We start from the raw sequence: 15265 nt of genomic DNA, 5'->3' as shown, positions 1-15265 counted from the left end.
TTAACTCAAGGTTGCCGCCGCCTGACGCAGGGTTTCGGGCAGCGAGGAGTGCAGCGCCAGGGAGAGGTAGCTGAGTATCTTCTCTCTGTCATTGCTGCCCTGGTTTTTAAAGCAGTCGATCAGAGTGCCGGCCAGGCCCTCCATATATAAATTGCAGATAAACTGCTTAAAATCTTCGGGAACAGTTAAATGCAGGGATTTCTCCATATCATCGATGATCCGGCGGATGATTTCATTGAAATCGTTACAGAAGAATCGCTTCATCTCGTCTCTGCCCATGCTGTCGTAAGCGCAGTTCAGGATATGCGCGTTGGTTTCAACATAGTCGATTACGAATAAAATGGCGTCCTGATAATCGATGAGCAAATCGAATTGTTTGACCACTTCAACCGCTTCCTGCTCCAGCATCCATTTGAGCAGGGCGTAGATATCCTCAAAGTGATAATAAAAAGTCTTTCTATTTACATTACAGTCAGTGATGATTTCGCTGACTGTAATTTTTTTAAGGGGCTTCTTTTCCATGCACTTTTTCAGGGAAGCCGCCAGCGCCTTTTTTGTAAGAAGGGTACTTTCTTCATGTTTCATATCTGCAAAATCTCCTTTCTCTTATTATACCTCTTTGTCCCGATGACTACAATGGACACCAGCCGGACATTTGTCCGGCAAATTTGACCGTCAATGTGGGTGCATTTGTCCGTATTTACTCAAAGACCTGTCATTTGACCATGTATTTTGCTCGGCCTGCCCGTTATACTGTCAGTTGTAAGAACAAAGAGGAGAACGCAATATGGAACGAATATTCAAGATACGGATGCATGTTCCACTCGGATACCGGGATGGCACATTATCGTTTACAAAAAAAGACGATCAGAAAATAGAAGGGGCGCTCTGCCTGTTCCAGAACGAAACGACGTTCAGAGGGAAGCTGGCGGATGACGGAGAAATTACTTTTGCGGGCCAGATGGTGACGCTGACAAGGACATTTTTATATCAGGCATACGGCCGGATTGACGGTACGAAAATCAGACTGCACGTATCCGGAGACCGCAATACTTTTTCCATCACCGGCGAGGAGGTAACCCTGTGAAACGATTTTATGAAAAAATAGTAAACCATCCAAAGCTGATACTGATGGGTTTTGCTGTCATCTTTCTAATCTGTCTTGCCTGCAAGCCGTTGATACCGGTCAATTATGATATGAATGACTATCTGCCTGCCGATACTGCTTCCACGGTTGCACTTGACACCATGGAAAAAGAGTATGAAGGAGGCATCCCTAATGCCCGCGTCATGATAGAGGATGTGTCTGTGGCAAAAGCGCTGGAATATAAGGGAAAAATAGAGAAAGTAGACGGCGTAACCGAAGTCACCTGGCTTGATGATGCAGCAAGCATCACAGAACCCCTCGGATTGATTGATGCCGACACGCTGGACACCTATTATAAAGACGGAAACGCATTGCTTTCCGTGACGGTTTCAGAGGATAAAAGAATGGAGGCTCTTGACGAAGTCCGCAGCATCATCGGGGATCATAATGCCATGACGGGAAGCGCTGTGGCGATTGCGACGGCTACAGAAAGTACGGTATCGCAGATTCCTGTGATTGCGGCATTTGCCATCTTATTTGCTTTTCTCGTGCTGATTCTGACTACGACATCCTATGTAGAACCGGCAGTGATTCTGGCGGGCCTGGGGGTTGCCGTCATCATCAACAGCGGAAGTAATCTGCTGTTTGGAGAAATATCCTTTGTTACCAATGCTGCCGGAAGCATATTACAGCTGGCGGTCTCTCTGGACTACACGGTGTTCCTGCTGCACCGCTTTGCTGAATACCGCAAAGAAATCCCCGATCCGAAGGCAGCAATGGTGCAGGCGCTCTCAAGCTCGACGACGTCCATCTTGTCCAGCGGAATGACCACGGTAATCGGTTTTCTTGCACTTTGCCTGATGCGCTTTCAAATCGGCCCTGACCTCGGCCTGGCGCTGGCAAAGGGTGTCGCGATCAGCCTTGTCACGGTCTTTGTGTTTATGCCAGTCTTTGTGCTTGCAACCTACAAGTGGATTGACAAGACCCATCATCGGCCATTCCTTCCGTCCTTTGAGCGGTTTGGAAAGGTCGTATGCAAAATGATGATACCCTTTGTCTGCATCTTTGTCCTGATCATCGTGCCGAGCTACCTTGCGTCAAACAGCAACAGCTTCTACTATGGAGCCTCTCATATTTTCGGAGAGGAAACAAAGCTGGGTGCGGATACTGAAAAAATCGAAAAAACCTTTGGAAAAAGTGATACTTACGTTTTGATGGTGCCGAAAGACAGTACCGCGACGCAGAAAGAACTGTCCGAGGCGCTGCATGGCCTGCCGCAGGTAAAAAGTATTCTTTCTTATGTAGACGCGGTGGGAGAAACCATTCCGGAAGCGTATCTTGACACAGGCACACTGTCAAAACTGAATTCAGACCGCTATACGCGGATGGCCCTGACCATTGATGCGGATTATGAGGGAGAAGAAACCTTCGATTTGGTTAAAAAAGTACAGAATACGGCAGAAGAATATTATCCCGGCGCGTGGCTTCTCGCAGGGGAGGGCGTTTCCACCTATGATCTGATGCGCACCGTCACCGCCGACATGATGAAGGTAAACCTCATTGCCATTGCCGCCGTATTTACGGTACTTCTCTTGACGATGAAGTCTATCTGTATTCCGGCGATTCTGGTGCTGGGGATTGAGACGGCAGTCTGGCTGAATCTGGCGATTCCCTATTTTGCTGGGAACAAAATTTTCTACGTCGCTTACTTGATCATCAGTTCCATTCAGCTTGGGGCAACAGTGGATTATGCCATTCTGTTTACCGACAGATACAAGGAATATAGAGAAAGGCTTCCCAAGAGGCAGGCTGTGCTTGCAACCGTCTCTGCCGTGACCGTTTCAATTATGACATCCGCAAGTGTGCTGACTGTCGTCGGATTTTTGCTCGGAGTATTTTCCACACACGGGCTTCTGTCACAGTTCGGTTATTTCCTGGGCGTGGGAACCTTGTGCTCCCTTGCAATCGTACTCTTTGTACTGCCGGGGCTGCTCTATCTGTTTGACGGTGTAATTCAGAAAACGACAAGAGGCATCAGCTTTTTAAAAATGGAAAAGGAGAAAAAAGGAAATGAAAAGACATACTAGGTGGATTGCCGCATCGCTTGCTGTTGCCATGGCTTTCGCTCCTGCCTGCGCCTTTGCATCAGAAGCTGCCAGTGAAAAGGAGGAGGTCATCTATATCACCACTGACGGGGGCGGCAATACGACAAGTGTAAACGCAGTGAACATCTTCGGAAGCGGCGATGTGGTCGATTACGGAGATTACTCTGACGTGAAGCTGCTGACCAGCACAGAGAAGATCACACAGAATGGCGATAAAATCACGTTCCGCACCGATGATAAAAAGGCCTATTATCAGGGCGCCATGGAGCAGGTAGAAACGCCATGGGATATTTCCGTCAGATATTATCTGGATGGAAAAGAATACGAGGCTTCGGAAATAGCCGGAAAAAGCGGGAAGCTGGAAATTCACCTTTCCATAAAGGAAAATACAGCATGTAAAGGCGATTTTTATGACCGGTATGTTTTGCAGGCAAGTCTTACGCTGGATACTGAAATTTGTGAAAATATCGGCGCGCCGGACGCGACGATAGCAAACGTCGGCTCTGACAAACAGCTCACTTATACCGTTCTTCCGGGCAAGGGCCTTGCTACGAGCATCAAAGCCGACGTAAAGGACTTTGAGATGGAGTCGATATCGATCAATGGAATCAGGCTTAACCTAAACATTGAGATTGACGATGCAGAACTGATGAAGCAGGTGCGCGCTTTGATGGACGCGACAAAGAAACTGAATGACGGCGCTGCGAAGCTTGACGCAAACTCGAATACTTTAAAAACGGAAAGCGGCAGACTGGATTCCGGCATTTCCTCTGTACACGATGGTGTTGTGAATTTGGATAACGGCGTCGTGGCGCTGGAACAAGGCGTTTCGTCCGTACAGGGAGCACTGAACAGCTTGAATGAGAAGTCCGATGACCTGACAGGGAGTTCCGCACAGATCAAGGCGGCACTGGAGACGATTCAGAAGAGCCTCTCACCGGTGGCGGCATCCGCAGGACAGCTCAAAGAGCTTACCAGCGCCTCTGGCAGCATCAAAAAGGGAATCAGCGATCTGTATGACTGCGCGGCTGCTTTGCATCAAAACCTTGGAGCCGCACAATACAAGGCTGTAATGGCGCAAAAGGGGTTAGATATAGACGCGCTGCAGGCGGGGAATACACAGGCAATCAAGGACCTTTCGGCACAAATCTCGTCCCTGCGGAGCACTTTGTCTTCTATTACAGACCAAAAACAAAAAGCGGAGCTAGAGGCACAGATTGCAGCCTTAGAGAAGACCGTAAAGCTCCTGTCTGGAAATAACGCCGCAATTGACGGCACAGAGAGTTATCTTGACAATCTTGCTGGCGGCGCAAATTCCCTGTATGTGAATTTGGGAACTTTGAAAGCACAGTACGAACGCTTCGATGCAGAAATTGCGGAACTGGTAAAAACTCTTGACGAAATGCCGGCGCAATTGACAGCCCTGTCAAAGGGAATCGACCAGCTCGTAACCAATTATGCACTTCTGGATACCGGCATCAATGAATATACCGGCGGCGTCACCCAGGTGGCCCTGGGCTACGCAAAGATCGTGGACGGCGTCTCGTCGCTGACAAAGGGAAGCGAGAAGCTGCTTTCCGGAAGTGACGCTCTGCATGACGGCGCCGGAAAGCTTGCCGGCGGCATTGCAGCCTACTGCGACGGAGTATCGTCGTTGAACGATGGAACGAAGGAACTCTACGATGAGACCTCCGGGATGGATAAAAAAATCCAGGAGGAAATTGAGGAAATCCTGGGCAATATAGGCGGCGAAGAAACGGAAACGGTATCCTTTGTATCCGAGAAGAATACAAAGGTGGATTCTGTGCAGTTTGTCATCAAAACCGAGGCAATTGAAAAGGCAGAAGCTCCCGCGGATGATTCCAAAGAAGAGACAACGCTGACCTTCTGGCAGAAATTATTAAGCCTGTTCGGCTTATATCAATGAGTGACATAAAAAGGAGATTATTATGAAAAACGGGTATATAGACGTACATCATCATATCATCCCCGACGCATACAGGGAGGCTCTCGCCGAGTTTGGCGTCAGGAAATCCGGCGGGAAGTCCATCGGCAGATGGAGTCCGGAAATGAGTCTCGCGCACATGGATACCCTGGGTGTTGAGAAGGCCTACTGCTCATTGTCTGAGCCGGCATTATATCCGATCGTGGAAAAAGATCTTGCGATGGGACGGCAAAAGGCACGCATGTTAAACGAATACATGGCGAAGTTATGCGAAGACTATCCGGGCAGATTCGGGGCATTCGCGGTTCTTCCTCTGCCGGATGTGGAGGGAGCGATCGAAGAGGCAAAGTATGCCCTGGACATCCTCAAACTGGACGGAGTGGGGATGCTGTCAAATTATAGGAACGAATTTCTAGGCAACCGCATGTTTGATAAATTGTTCGACGAACTGGATCAGAGAAAGGCTGTCATATACATTCATCCGAGCATTCCACCAGACGAAAGCGTATTCAAACGTCCGGAGTTCGTGCCCTATGATTACCTTCAGGAATTCTGCTTCAATACCACCAGGGCCGCGACAAATCTGATCTTCAGCGGAACCCTTGAACGGTGCAAAAACATCAAACCGATTCTGGCGCATATGGGCGGAACCCTTCCGTACCTGTCCTGGCGTCTAAACCGCTGTTTCCCGGGCAACAAAAGACCGGAAAAAGAGAAACAGGTGCTGCCGGAGTATGTTTATGACGGCTGGTGCAGTCTTTCGGATTCATTATATGAATACTTTGGCAGATTCTATTATGACGCGGCATTATCGTGCCATGATATCGCGTTCTCAGCCGTGGAAAAGCTGGCGCCAAACCATACCCTGTTCGGCAGCGACTCCTTCTATGCGGCACTGGATTCGGCAAAGAAATTTGTCGAGGAAATCGAAGCGTATCATACAGGCGCCGTTTATGACAATATCAAAAGGGAGAATGCGATCAAATTGTTTTCCTCTTCCTTGTAAGATTAGGATACAGACACCTTCAACCCCGGTACTGCGGACCGTTCAGGACGGCGCACAGTACCGGGATCCGAGAAGGTCTGTCTCACATGGAGTCTTTATATTTTTCTAACATATTATAGATCGTTTTTCTGGAGACGCCCAGCAGTTCCGCGGCGTCTTTTTTATTGCCGTTTGTCAGCAACAGGGCTTCTTTCAGCAGTTCGCCATAGGCGTGATCGACCATGCGCCGTTTTTCGCGAAGCAGCTCCTCGGGGGATTTTGTTTCTGAAAAGCTGTTGTAGTGGATTTTGCTCGATTGAAAGGCGCTGACCAGGGTCTCACTTGTGATGACCGCAGAGCTGGACATCACATAAACGCGGTTGATCACGTTTCTGAGTTCTCTGACATTGCCGGGCCAATCGTAGTTGGACAGCAGCTTTCTGGCCTCGCTGTCGATGGTCTTGCGTTCAGCATTGTTGATGCGCATCGCCTGTTTCATGAAAAAATCGCAGCAGGGCATGATGTCCTCCGGGCGTTCCCGCAGAGGCGGAATCGTCAGATTGAGGACCATCAGCCGGTAATAGAGGTCTTCTCTGAAAAGTCCTTCCTCGATCATCTTCTCAAGGGAACGATTGGTGGCGGCGATGACTCTGACATCTACCGAGATGTTCTTGGTGCCGCCAATCCTGGTAATCTGATTGGTTTCCAGCGTCCGCAGCAGCTTTGTCTGCGCGTGGAGGGGCAGCTCGGCAACCTCGTCGAGAAACAGGGTGCCGCCGTTTGACAGTTCGAACTTTCCCACATGGCCGTTTTTCGCTGCGCCGGTAAACGCGCCGCTTTCGTATCCGAACAATTCACTGTCGATCAGCTCCGGTGAAATGCTGGCGCAGTTGATGGCGACAAAGGGCTTGTTCCTGCGCACGCTGTAATTGTGAATGGACTGGGCAAACAACTCCTTGCCGACGCCGCTCTCCCCGTAGATCAAAACGTTGTAGGGACTGGCGGCAAAGGACATGGAGAGGTTCTTCGCGTCCGCCATCGGCTTGCTGTCGCCCATGATGTCTTCGAAGGTATAGTCGGCAGTCAGCCCCAGCGTATCCCTGACCTGCTTGATTCTCGTGTTTCGTGAGCGGGAGATCTCGGCTACGCCGCTTACCTTTCCATCGGCATCAAATAAGGGATACATATCGTTGGAGGCGATCATATGGTCACTGGGATCTTTGACGTTGGTCACTTCAACCTCCCAGTCAATGACGGGCCTTGCGTATTTTATGACGTCGTTCACCTTCAAATAGTCGTGGGGCTTTTTTACCGACCTGAACTGGACGCCGCATTCTTCGAGAATTTCCTTGATCGGTTTGCCCAATTCAAGCTCTCTGTCTTTGATGTGGATATAGCTGCAGGTGTCGGCGTTGGCGTAGAGCAGCCGCAGCTTCTCGTCATAAATGAAAAGGGAGTTGGGCAAGGCGTCCAGTCCGTCGAAGATGAAATGACGCAGCTGTTCGTTATGATAGAATATCGAAAAAAAGCGTGTGAAGCTCTCTTGCAGGGCCTCGATCTCTTTTAGCCTGGAGGAATGAGAGTCAGCGGTAATGATAAAGCCATCTTCGATACAGAGAGTGATGTTCTCGTCCTGCAGCCCTTTTTCCTGTACCAAAAAGTCGAAGATCATCTTTGCAATGGTATTGACGTCTTTAAATGTTTTATCCTCGCTGTCGCTGTTCACCTTTATCTCAAAGTGCATGATGGAATTGTCTTTGTCTGATGTCTTCATATCGTTAAAAATTACCCCAGTAGAAAGCCTTCCGGAAATTCGTCCTTCGGATCGAGAATCCAGGTGGCAAACCCCTGGATACAGGCGTTGCCTGTAACCTTTGGAATGACGGCAGGAAAGCCCGCCACTGTTGTTTCGCCGACGATTTCGCATGTGAAGCAGGAACCGATGATGCTCTCATGGACGAAGCTCTCTCCGACCTTTAATTTCCCTTTGTTATACAATACGGCGGATTTTGCAGAGGTGCCCGTGCCGCAAGGTGAACGATCGACGGTCTTCGGCAGCGCGACGACGCAGTTCTTGATATCGGCGCCGGGCTCCTTTGGCTCCCCGTAGAATTCGATGTGGGTCACTTCTGTCACAAACTGCAGATCGGGATGGCGGAAGTCAGCCTGCGCGTTGACGTCTCTGGCGATGGACTGGGCGGCTTCCACCAGCTTTGCGCTGTTTTCGGGGCAGATCGGAATGCCGACGGATGCTGCCGGCAGGATGGCGTAAAGATTGCCGCCCCAGGAAACGTCCATGGTCAAAGCGCCAAAGTCCTCCGTTTCCACCGTAAGATCTTCTCTGAGCACAAAGGCGGGCGCATTGGTAAAGGAGACCTCCTGCACCGCGCCGCGTTCGACCTTGGCCTCGACCGTGATGACCCCTGCGGCGGTATCCAGCCTGATCACCGTAACCGGTTCCGTTACCTTTACCATTCCCGTTTCAATCAGGGCGACAGAAACGCCGATGGTATCGTGGCCGCACATCGGCAGCCAGCCGCTGGTTTCAAAATAGAGTACGCCTACGTCCGTACCCGGCGTACAAGGCTCTGTAATCAAAGTGCAGGACATGTAGTCGTTCCCCCTGGGTTCATAGGATAATAACCTGCGGAACCAATCCTCGTTTTCCTTCATATAAATGAATTTTTCTGCCATCGTTTTGCCGGGCACGCAGGGGAATCCTCCCACGATATTGCGCGTAGGCTGGCCCAGTGTATGGGTTTCAATCGTTCTAAAAACTTTTTTTGCATTCATTAGTAAACCTCCTCGTATCGTTATGTGATACAAAAGATAGCGCAAGTTTTGTGCCAAGACCGGCTTATAGAATGGCATGAACTTTGCTTATTTATACAGAAATGTATTAAAAAAAAGAAAAGGAGAGTTTCGAATGGCAAAAAAAGGAGATTGGATCCGCATACACAGTATCGTGTTAAAGGCGGAAGAACGGACAGCAAAAATTCCGGAGGACACGAAGAAGTGCGATCTGGAAATGTGGGTCAAGGGTGCTTTGCTCGAGGACAGCGCAGAATGCGGCGATGTGGTGCATGTTGAAACTGCCGCCGGAAGAGTGGAGAGCGGCGTGCTTTTGGAAGAAAAGCCTCACTACACCCACAGTTATGGGGACTTCGTTCCGGAAATCATCGAAATTGACAACCGGCTTAGGAAAATCATGGCGGGAGGTGAAAGATAATGGCTGTATCAAAAGAGTATCATGCTGTTATGGCAAGATCGGAAGAAATCATGAAAAAGGCCCTGGGACTGGATTACAGCCAGTTTGAAAGCGGCTCTATCGCATTTGACTACGAAAAGCTGATGGCCGCGGCGGGATATGATCTGCAGGAAGTCATCGCAATGCAGAAAGAAACAGGTGTAGGCGGGACGCCTTTGCTGGAGCTCAGAAATATCACAGCCTTTGCCAGAAAGTACGCCAAACCCGGTTACGGAGCCAGAATCCTCATAAAGGACGAGGCCGCCAATCCGTCCGGCTCTTTCAAGGACAGGCGGGCTTCCATCGCCGTCGCACAGGCGAAAAAGCTGGGTTATGAGGGCGTCATCGCTGCAACCTCCGGAAACTACGGGGCGGCAGTCGCCTCCCAGGCCGCTATGCGGGGCTTAAAGGCCATCATCGTCCAGGAATGTTATGATTCCAAAGGCGTGGGCCAGCCGGAGATCATAGAAAAAGCGAGAAAATGCGAGGCGCTGGGGGCGGAGGTTCTGCAGCTGACCGTCGGTCCGGAGCTTTTCTACGAGCATCTTTCCCTCATGGAGGATAGCGGATATTTCAACGCTTCGCTCTATTCTCCATTCGGCATGGCGGGTGTGGAGACGCTGGGTTACGAGATCGGCAGAGAAGTCCTGGAGCGCTACGGGAAGGAACCTGCTATGGCAGTGTGCACGTATGCAGGCGGCGGTATGGTGACAGGAACTGCGAGGGGCCTTGACAAATGCGGCTGCAGATCTACAGAGATCATCGGCGCCTCCATCGATCTGACGGGGCTTCACATGGCGTCGGATGTTCAGTTCAACAGAAAGTCCTGCACGACAGGCCATACGGGTTTTGGCATTCCTCATGCGATGAACCCGGACAGCGGCGACATCCCGAGAAGCGCCGCCCGGCCGCTGCGGTACATGGACCGCTATGTTACGATCACACAGGGTGAGGTCATGTACATGACCGAGATGCTTGCAATTCTCGAAGGCATTGAACGGGGACCGGCGGGCAACACCGCGCTGGCCTGCGCATTCTCTCTGGCACAATCCCTGCCGGAGGACGAAATCGTGGTCGTGACGGAAACGGAGTACACCGGCGCGGGCAAGCATATCCAGCCGCAGCTCTCCTTTGCCCGGGAAAACGGGATCGAAATCAGATTTGGCGATCCTTCCGCCGAGGATGTGCCGGGTCAAAATATCATCCTGCCGGATGATCTCAGCATGTTGCGGTGTAAGGACGCCGATCTCGACCACATGCGGAAGAAGATGATTGAGAGGGCGGCGCTGCGCGCAAATGGCAGCAGGCCTACCCGGGAAGACCTGGAGTTTCTGGCGCAAGACACGAATACCAGCGTAGAGTATGTAAAAAATGTTTTGAGAGAAGCGTAAAAGAAATCAACAAAAGGAAACCTTGAAAACCAGGTTTCCTTTTTTAATCGGTGCTGTGATACCCGATTTGCAGAAAAATGTGTAAAAAATTACTCAGATGTCGCGAACCTGTGTGTAATATATTATACACACTGTAAAACCCTAATCAATTAAGTGATTAAACCGGAAAAAGTGCGTCATTTTTTACACATATAATGCATAACGGCACTGCTTTGAAGTTTTGTGTGTAAAAAACAAAAGGACTTTTTAGAGAATATTGACCGCATTGCTGTAAAATATGAAAGGCGAGGCCGAGTATTTTTGGCACATAAATTGCAAAATATATGATTGTCTTTTACCCACATAGATTCATTTAGATATGAAAAGGTGATTTGCGCAGATTACGGTATAACTACGTGGGAGGAAGCATGCATGTGAGAGACCAGAAGTTGTAATGAAGTTAAGAAAGGAGATAGTAGAAATAATGGAAACAAAAGTAAAAAAGGGACAGGGTTTCAGCAGCCGCATTGGACTTTTGCTAACCTTAATCGGCGCAGCTATCGGCGCAGGAAATTTCTGGAGATTCCCAAGAGTTGTCACGCTTAACGGAGGCGGAGCCTTCATCATCGCTTATGCAGTGATCTTCTTCTGCTTTGCAATTCCTATTATGTGGTCTGAGCATGCAATTGGAAGGTCCACAAGACATGGCCTGCCCGGAGCTTTTAAGGATTTCATCAGCAAAAAGTGTACATGGATGGGGATGTTCATGACTGTTATCGTTATTATGATCATGTCAACGTTCACAACGGTTTGTGCCTGGGTACTTCGCTACTTAATTTATGCAGTTACAAATAGTTTTTCAGGTGCAGATACGGTATCGTTATTTTCACAAACAGCAGAAAAAGATCCGATTACAATGGTATTTTTCTTCCTCATTCTGCTATTCTGTTGTTTTGTAGTATCAAAAGGCATTAGCGGCGGAATAGAAAAAAGTATGAAGTTTATGATCCCTATTTTAGGTATCTGTACGATTATCATTGCTGTGAAGTCAGTAACACTGCCCGGCGCAACAGAAGGGCTACAGTATTTGTTCCATATTGACAGTTCGTATCTGCTGAAAGCAAATACCTGGCTTGAGGCACTGGGCCAGACTGCATGGTCCATGGGACCTGGATTTGGATTAATACTTTCTTATGCTGTTTACACACAGGCAAAATCCGATATTACACTTACGACGGTCACGCAGGGACTGTCAGACACGGCAGTCGCACTCATAGCATCGACTGCTATATGCTGCTCCTTGTTCGCAACCCTGGGTTCAGAGGCTGCGTATGAAGTTATGGGATCAGGAAGCAACGGGCTATGCTTTATAGCGCTTCCAAATCTGTTTGCAACGATGGATGGTGGATATATCCTGGGAATATGCTTCTTTACGGCACTCTTTATGGCAGTTTTGACTTCTAATTTTGGACATATTGCAGTGGTTTCCCTTGCAATACAAGAGTTGGGAATATCGAAGAAAAAAGCTGTATGGTACGCCGGGATCGTGACCTGCATCATTGGAATACCTTCTACCTGGAGCATGGATATCATGGGCAGAGAAGACTGGGTATCAGGTACATTGCTTGTGTTCGGTGCGTTGTTCGTTTGTTTTGGTGTATGGAAGTTTGGGGCAAGAAAATTTAGAGAAAGATTTCTCAATACTCCTTACGATGAGTTCCCGATTGGACGTTGGTATGAGTGGTCGATTACGGTGATTGCGCCAATTCTTACCCTCTTCGTATTGGGTGGATGGATATATCAATCTGTATCCGCAGATCCTGCCGGTGCATTCGACTTTTTCGGAAGTGGAACGGTAGGCTCACTGATATTACAGGGCGGCCTGATCTTACTGGTGACAATTCTGTTTAATGATAAAGTCGCCAATAGAATCAAAAACAAGTACTTTAACGGCGAGACCTTCCCTGAAATCCCGCCGGAACACTATGATGAGCAATAAGGAGGCAAACGATGAGTATTGATGCAATTATCATGGCTATTTTGAGCTATGGATTCTTTGTCGGCGGTTTTGTATACGGCTTGATCAAGGTTCTGCAATCGGATAGAAATAAGAAAAAAAGTATCACCTAAGCGATTAATCAAAGGAAAGAAGGATTTGAAATGGTATCAGAAAGAATTCAAAGATTGGTAGACAAAGCGCGTGACACTACGCCTACTGTCTGTTTAGACCGCGCAAGACTGGTAACGGAGTTTTGCAGAAAGCCGTCTGTTGAACCGCTTTTACTGAACAGGGCAAAGCTCTTTAAGTATGTGCTGGAAAACAAAAAGATTTTTATCGATGACGACTGGCTTCTAGCTGGGCACACAACTTCCCGGCTGCGAGCGGTAAACATTTTTCCGGAAATGTCCGGGTGGCTCAGAGATGAGTGGAAAATTCTTGACAAACGGGAGTTTGACAATTTCCAATTTGTTTCACCAGAAGAAAAGACGGAACTGGCGTCGATGTTACAGGAATGGGAAGGACGTACCTTTGAAGACTTGACAGCAAGTCAATATTCCGAGGAGGAATTGGACGCTTTAGAAATAGGCGTTATGACAAAGGGCGTCTCAAAGCAATCAACCATGTGTATGAACCCGGATTATCCTGAAATGATAAAGGTGGGATATCGTCACTATATCGCCGAATGCAAGGAGAAATTAGCAGCTCTGGAGCAGGAAGAAATGACGCTGGAGAAGATGAACCAGAGGTATACTTGGGAAGCGATGATTATCGCAATGGAAGCCATCATTGACTTTGCCCATAGATATGCCGATCTGGCAGAGAAAACGGCTGCTGCATGTGCTGATGAAAAGAGAAAAGCAGAGCTTTTGACTATGGCGCACGACTGCAGAGTTGTTCCGGAAAACCCGCCGCAGACATTCAGGCAGGTGCTGCAGCTAGTGCTTCTGACCCACTGTGCAATCATGATAGAAAACAACGGGTATCACCATCCAATCGGGCGTCTCGACCAATATCTGTATCCGTTTTACAAAAAGGCATTGGCGGAGGGACAGTCCGAAGAATATCTGACAGACCTCATTCATGAATTCAAGCTGAGATTCGAGGAGATGTGGTATCTCAGAAGTGCTGGGGAAGCGGAAGCTTACCCAGGCTGTGCACTTTATATGCATATCGTTCTCGGCGGGATGAAGCCTGATGGCACGGATGCTTGTAATGATCTGACAAGATTGATTTTGCGAGGCATGGAGGACTTGCAAACAAAGGAACCGTGCATTTCATTCAGATTTCATGAGGATGTAGATGAAGAGACCTTCAGACTTGCGATGAAGATCGCCTTAAATGGTGACAGCCATCCGGCGTTCTTCAATGATGGCGCCAACGTGACCAGCCTGCAGGAACTTGGCTTTTCGCTGGAAGAGGCGAGGGATTACAGCCTTGTGGGATGTACCGAGGCAATCGTCGCCGGGAAGTCAGACTACCAATCCAATACAGGGTTTTTCAATACACTCAAAGTCTTTGAACTCGCGTTAAACGACGGCAGAGACCCTGTAACTGGAAAACAGATCGGGCCGCATACGGGCGACGCCAGAACCTTTACGTCGCTGGAGGAACTGAAAAAATCTTACCTGGTTCAGCAGGAATACTTTGTAAAGATGTTTGTGAAGATGTTTGATAAAGTGGTGTCTTGCCATGCGTATGCATGCCCGACGATTACCGGTTCCTGCTTTGTAGAGGGCTGCATTGATAACGGAAGGGTCATGCAGCAGGGAGGATGTCCGCATCGCTGGGGCGCAGTTGGCGTAACGGGCTTGGCAAATCTAGTAGATTCCTTTGCTGCAATTGAAGAGTGCGTGTTCAACAAAAAGGATCTGACCATGAGCCAGTTACTGGATTTGCTTGAAACAAACTTTGCAGGAAAAGAAGAACTGCGTCAAATGCTTATCAATAGGGCTCCAAAATATGGAAATGATATAGAGCAGGTGGATAAGTTTACGGAGTTTGTCGCAAAAGCGATCAATGATGAGATAAAAAAGTATCGTGACGCACGCGGAGGAGAATTTGATATCGTCTTTGCTACGCAGTCCTATAATATGGTTCTCGGCAAAATCATCGGGGCGACACCTGACGGGCGCAAAGCATTTACACCTGTGGCCGATAATGCGTCACCTATGATCGGCATGGATGTCTGCGGACCTACCGCTGTCGTAAAATCAGTGGATTCCGGTAAGCGTTGCAATGCGCAGGGAGGCTATCTGCTGAATCAGAGATTTGATCCTCATATCGTAAAAGGAGAAAAAGGAATCGACGTTTTGGAGACTGTTCTACGAGCACACTTTGCAAACGAGGGAGAGCACATCCAGATTAATGTTGTGGATAATGAAACATTGCGTGATGCACAAGAACATCCGGAAAACTACAGAAACCTGTTGGTTCGCGTAGCGGGATACTCTGCATTTTTCGTAGACTTAGAGAAGAGCATTCAAGAAAACATTATCGACAGGACGGTTCAGGCAACCGTATAAAA

The 15265-nt window shown here is 48.7% G+C and carries 11 protein-coding genes; 8 read left to right on the top strand and 3 right to left on the bottom strand.

Going from position 1 to position 15265, the window contains the following annotated elements; genetic code table 11:
* Entirely contained in the window at window positions 1-585 is a 585-nt protein-coding gene (locus BN6539_RS02945) for a TetR/AcrR family transcriptional regulator C-terminal domain-containing protein (protein WP_067533670.1), read from the bottom strand.
* A 202-nt stretch (window positions 586-787) separates the two neighbouring features.
* Here BN6539_RS02945 and BN6539_RS02940 point away from each other — a divergent pair, with 202 nt between their 5' ends.
* Genes BN6539_RS02940 through BN6539_RS02925 form a run of 4 tightly spaced genes read left to right on the top strand, consistent with a single transcriptional unit; the run spans window position 788 to window position 6143 of the window.
* Window positions 788-1087: a hypothetical protein gene (locus BN6539_RS02940; RefSeq protein ID WP_067533667.1), complete on the top strand. Its 300-nt coding sequence runs from the start codon at window positions 788-790 to the stop codon at window positions 1085-1087.
* Complete coding sequence (locus tag BN6539_RS02935; protein WP_082907325.1) at window positions 1084-3174, top strand: efflux RND transporter permease subunit; 2091 nt, start codon at window positions 1084-1086, stop codon at window positions 3172-3174. Before BN6539_RS02940 ends, BN6539_RS02935 begins: the two co-directional genes overlap by 4 nt.
* Window positions 3158-5119 (top strand): YhgE/Pip domain-containing protein, encoded by a 1962-nt coding sequence (locus tag BN6539_RS22080; RefSeq protein WP_082907324.1) that lies wholly within the window; start codon window positions 3158-3160, stop codon window positions 5117-5119. Before BN6539_RS02935 ends, BN6539_RS22080 begins: the two co-directional genes overlap by 17 nt.
* 22 nt (window positions 5120-5141) lie before the next feature.
* Window positions 5142-6143 (top strand): amidohydrolase family protein, encoded by a 1002-nt coding sequence (locus BN6539_RS02925; protein WP_148484446.1) that lies wholly within the window; start codon window positions 5142-5144, stop codon window positions 6141-6143.
* A gap of 82 nt (window positions 6144-6225) precedes the next feature.
* On the opposite strand, the gene BN6539_RS02920 is transcribed toward BN6539_RS02925, so the two are convergent.
* Window positions 6226-7896 carry a sigma-54 interaction domain-containing protein gene (locus BN6539_RS02920; RefSeq protein WP_067533660.1) on the bottom strand — a complete coding sequence of 557 codons (1671 nt, stop codon included), beginning with the start codon at window positions 7894-7896 and terminating at the stop codon, window positions 6226-6228.
* An 11-nt stretch (window positions 7897-7907) separates the two neighbouring features.
* Complete coding sequence (locus BN6539_RS02915) at window positions 7908-8915, bottom strand: proline racemase family protein (protein WP_067533656.1); 1008 nt, start codon at window positions 8913-8915, stop codon at window positions 7908-7910.
* Window positions 8916-9048: 133 nt separating this feature from the next.
* Between BN6539_RS02915 and ortA the strand changes: the two genes are divergently transcribed.
* The 4 genes from ortA (at window position 9049) to BN6539_RS02895 (ending at window position 15263) form a co-directional block, all read left to right on the top strand.
* Window positions 9049-9351 carry a 2-amino-4-oxopentanoate thiolase subunit OrtA gene (gene ortA / locus BN6539_RS02910; protein WP_067533653.1) on the top strand — a complete coding sequence of 101 codons (303 nt, stop codon included), beginning with the start codon at window positions 9049-9051 and terminating at the stop codon, window positions 9349-9351.
* Entirely contained in the window at window positions 9351-10760 is a 1410-nt protein-coding gene (ortB, locus tag BN6539_RS02905; protein WP_067533650.1) for a 2-amino-4-oxopentanoate thiolase subunit OrtB, read from the top strand. The genes ortA and ortB overlap by 1 nt, the downstream gene beginning before the upstream one ends.
* A 463-nt stretch (window positions 10761-11223) precedes the next feature.
* Window positions 11224-12738 (top strand): sodium-dependent transporter, encoded by a 1515-nt coding sequence (locus tag BN6539_RS02900; RefSeq protein WP_067533647.1) that lies wholly within the window; start codon window positions 11224-11226, stop codon window positions 12736-12738.
* A 161-nt stretch (window positions 12739-12899) separates the two neighbouring features.
* Window positions 12900-15263, top strand: coding sequence for a glycyl radical protein (locus BN6539_RS02895; RefSeq protein ID WP_067533644.1), 2364 nt, complete (start codon window positions 12900-12902; stop codon window positions 15261-15263).
* The last annotated feature ends 2 nt before the right edge of the window (window positions 15264-15265 follow it).

The organism is Emergencia timonensis, assembly GCF_900086585.1.
GTDB classification, from domain to species: Bacteria; Bacillota; Clostridia; order Peptostreptococcales; family Anaerovoracaceae; genus Senimuribacter; species Senimuribacter timonensis.
Note: the sequence above shows the minus strand (reverse complement) of the source record. Positions and strands in the feature narration are given on the sequence as shown.

What these genes read in the sequence shown, in the direction of transcription:
- BN6539_RS02915 (WP_067533656.1), bottom strand. Translation starts at nt 8,915, where the DNA reads ATGAATGCAAAAAAAGTTTTTAGAACGATTGAAACCCATACACTGGGC.
- BN6539_RS02920 (WP_067533660.1), bottom strand. Translation starts at nt 7,896, where the DNA reads ATGAAGACATCAGACAAAGACAATTCCATCATGCACTTTGAGATAAAG.
- BN6539_RS02925 (WP_148484446.1), top strand. Translation starts at nt 5,142, where the DNA reads ATGAAAAACGGGTATATAGACGTACATCATCATATCATCCCCGACGCA.
- ortA (WP_067533653.1), top strand. Translation starts at nt 9,049, where the DNA reads ATGGCAAAAAAAGGAGATTGGATCCGCATACACAGTATCGTGTTAAAG.
- BN6539_RS02895 (WP_067533644.1), top strand. Translation starts at nt 12,900, where the DNA reads ATGGTATCAGAAAGAATTCAAAGATTGGTAGACAAAGCGCGTGACACT.
- ortB (WP_067533650.1), top strand. Translation starts at nt 9,351, where the DNA reads ATGGCTGTATCAAAAGAGTATCATGCTGTTATGGCAAGATCGGAAGAA.
- BN6539_RS02940 (WP_067533667.1), top strand. Translation starts at nt 788, where the DNA reads ATGGAACGAATATTCAAGATACGGATGCATGTTCCACTCGGATACCGG.
- BN6539_RS22080 (WP_082907324.1), top strand. Translation starts at nt 3,158, where the DNA reads ATGAAAAGACATACTAGGTGGATTGCCGCATCGCTTGCTGTTGCCATG.
- BN6539_RS02900 (WP_067533647.1), top strand. Translation starts at nt 11,224, where the DNA reads ATGGAAACAAAAGTAAAAAAGGGACAGGGTTTCAGCAGCCGCATTGGA.
- BN6539_RS02945 (WP_067533670.1), bottom strand. Translation starts at nt 585, where the DNA reads ATGAAACATGAAGAAAGTACCCTTCTTACAAAAAAGGCGCTGGCGGCT.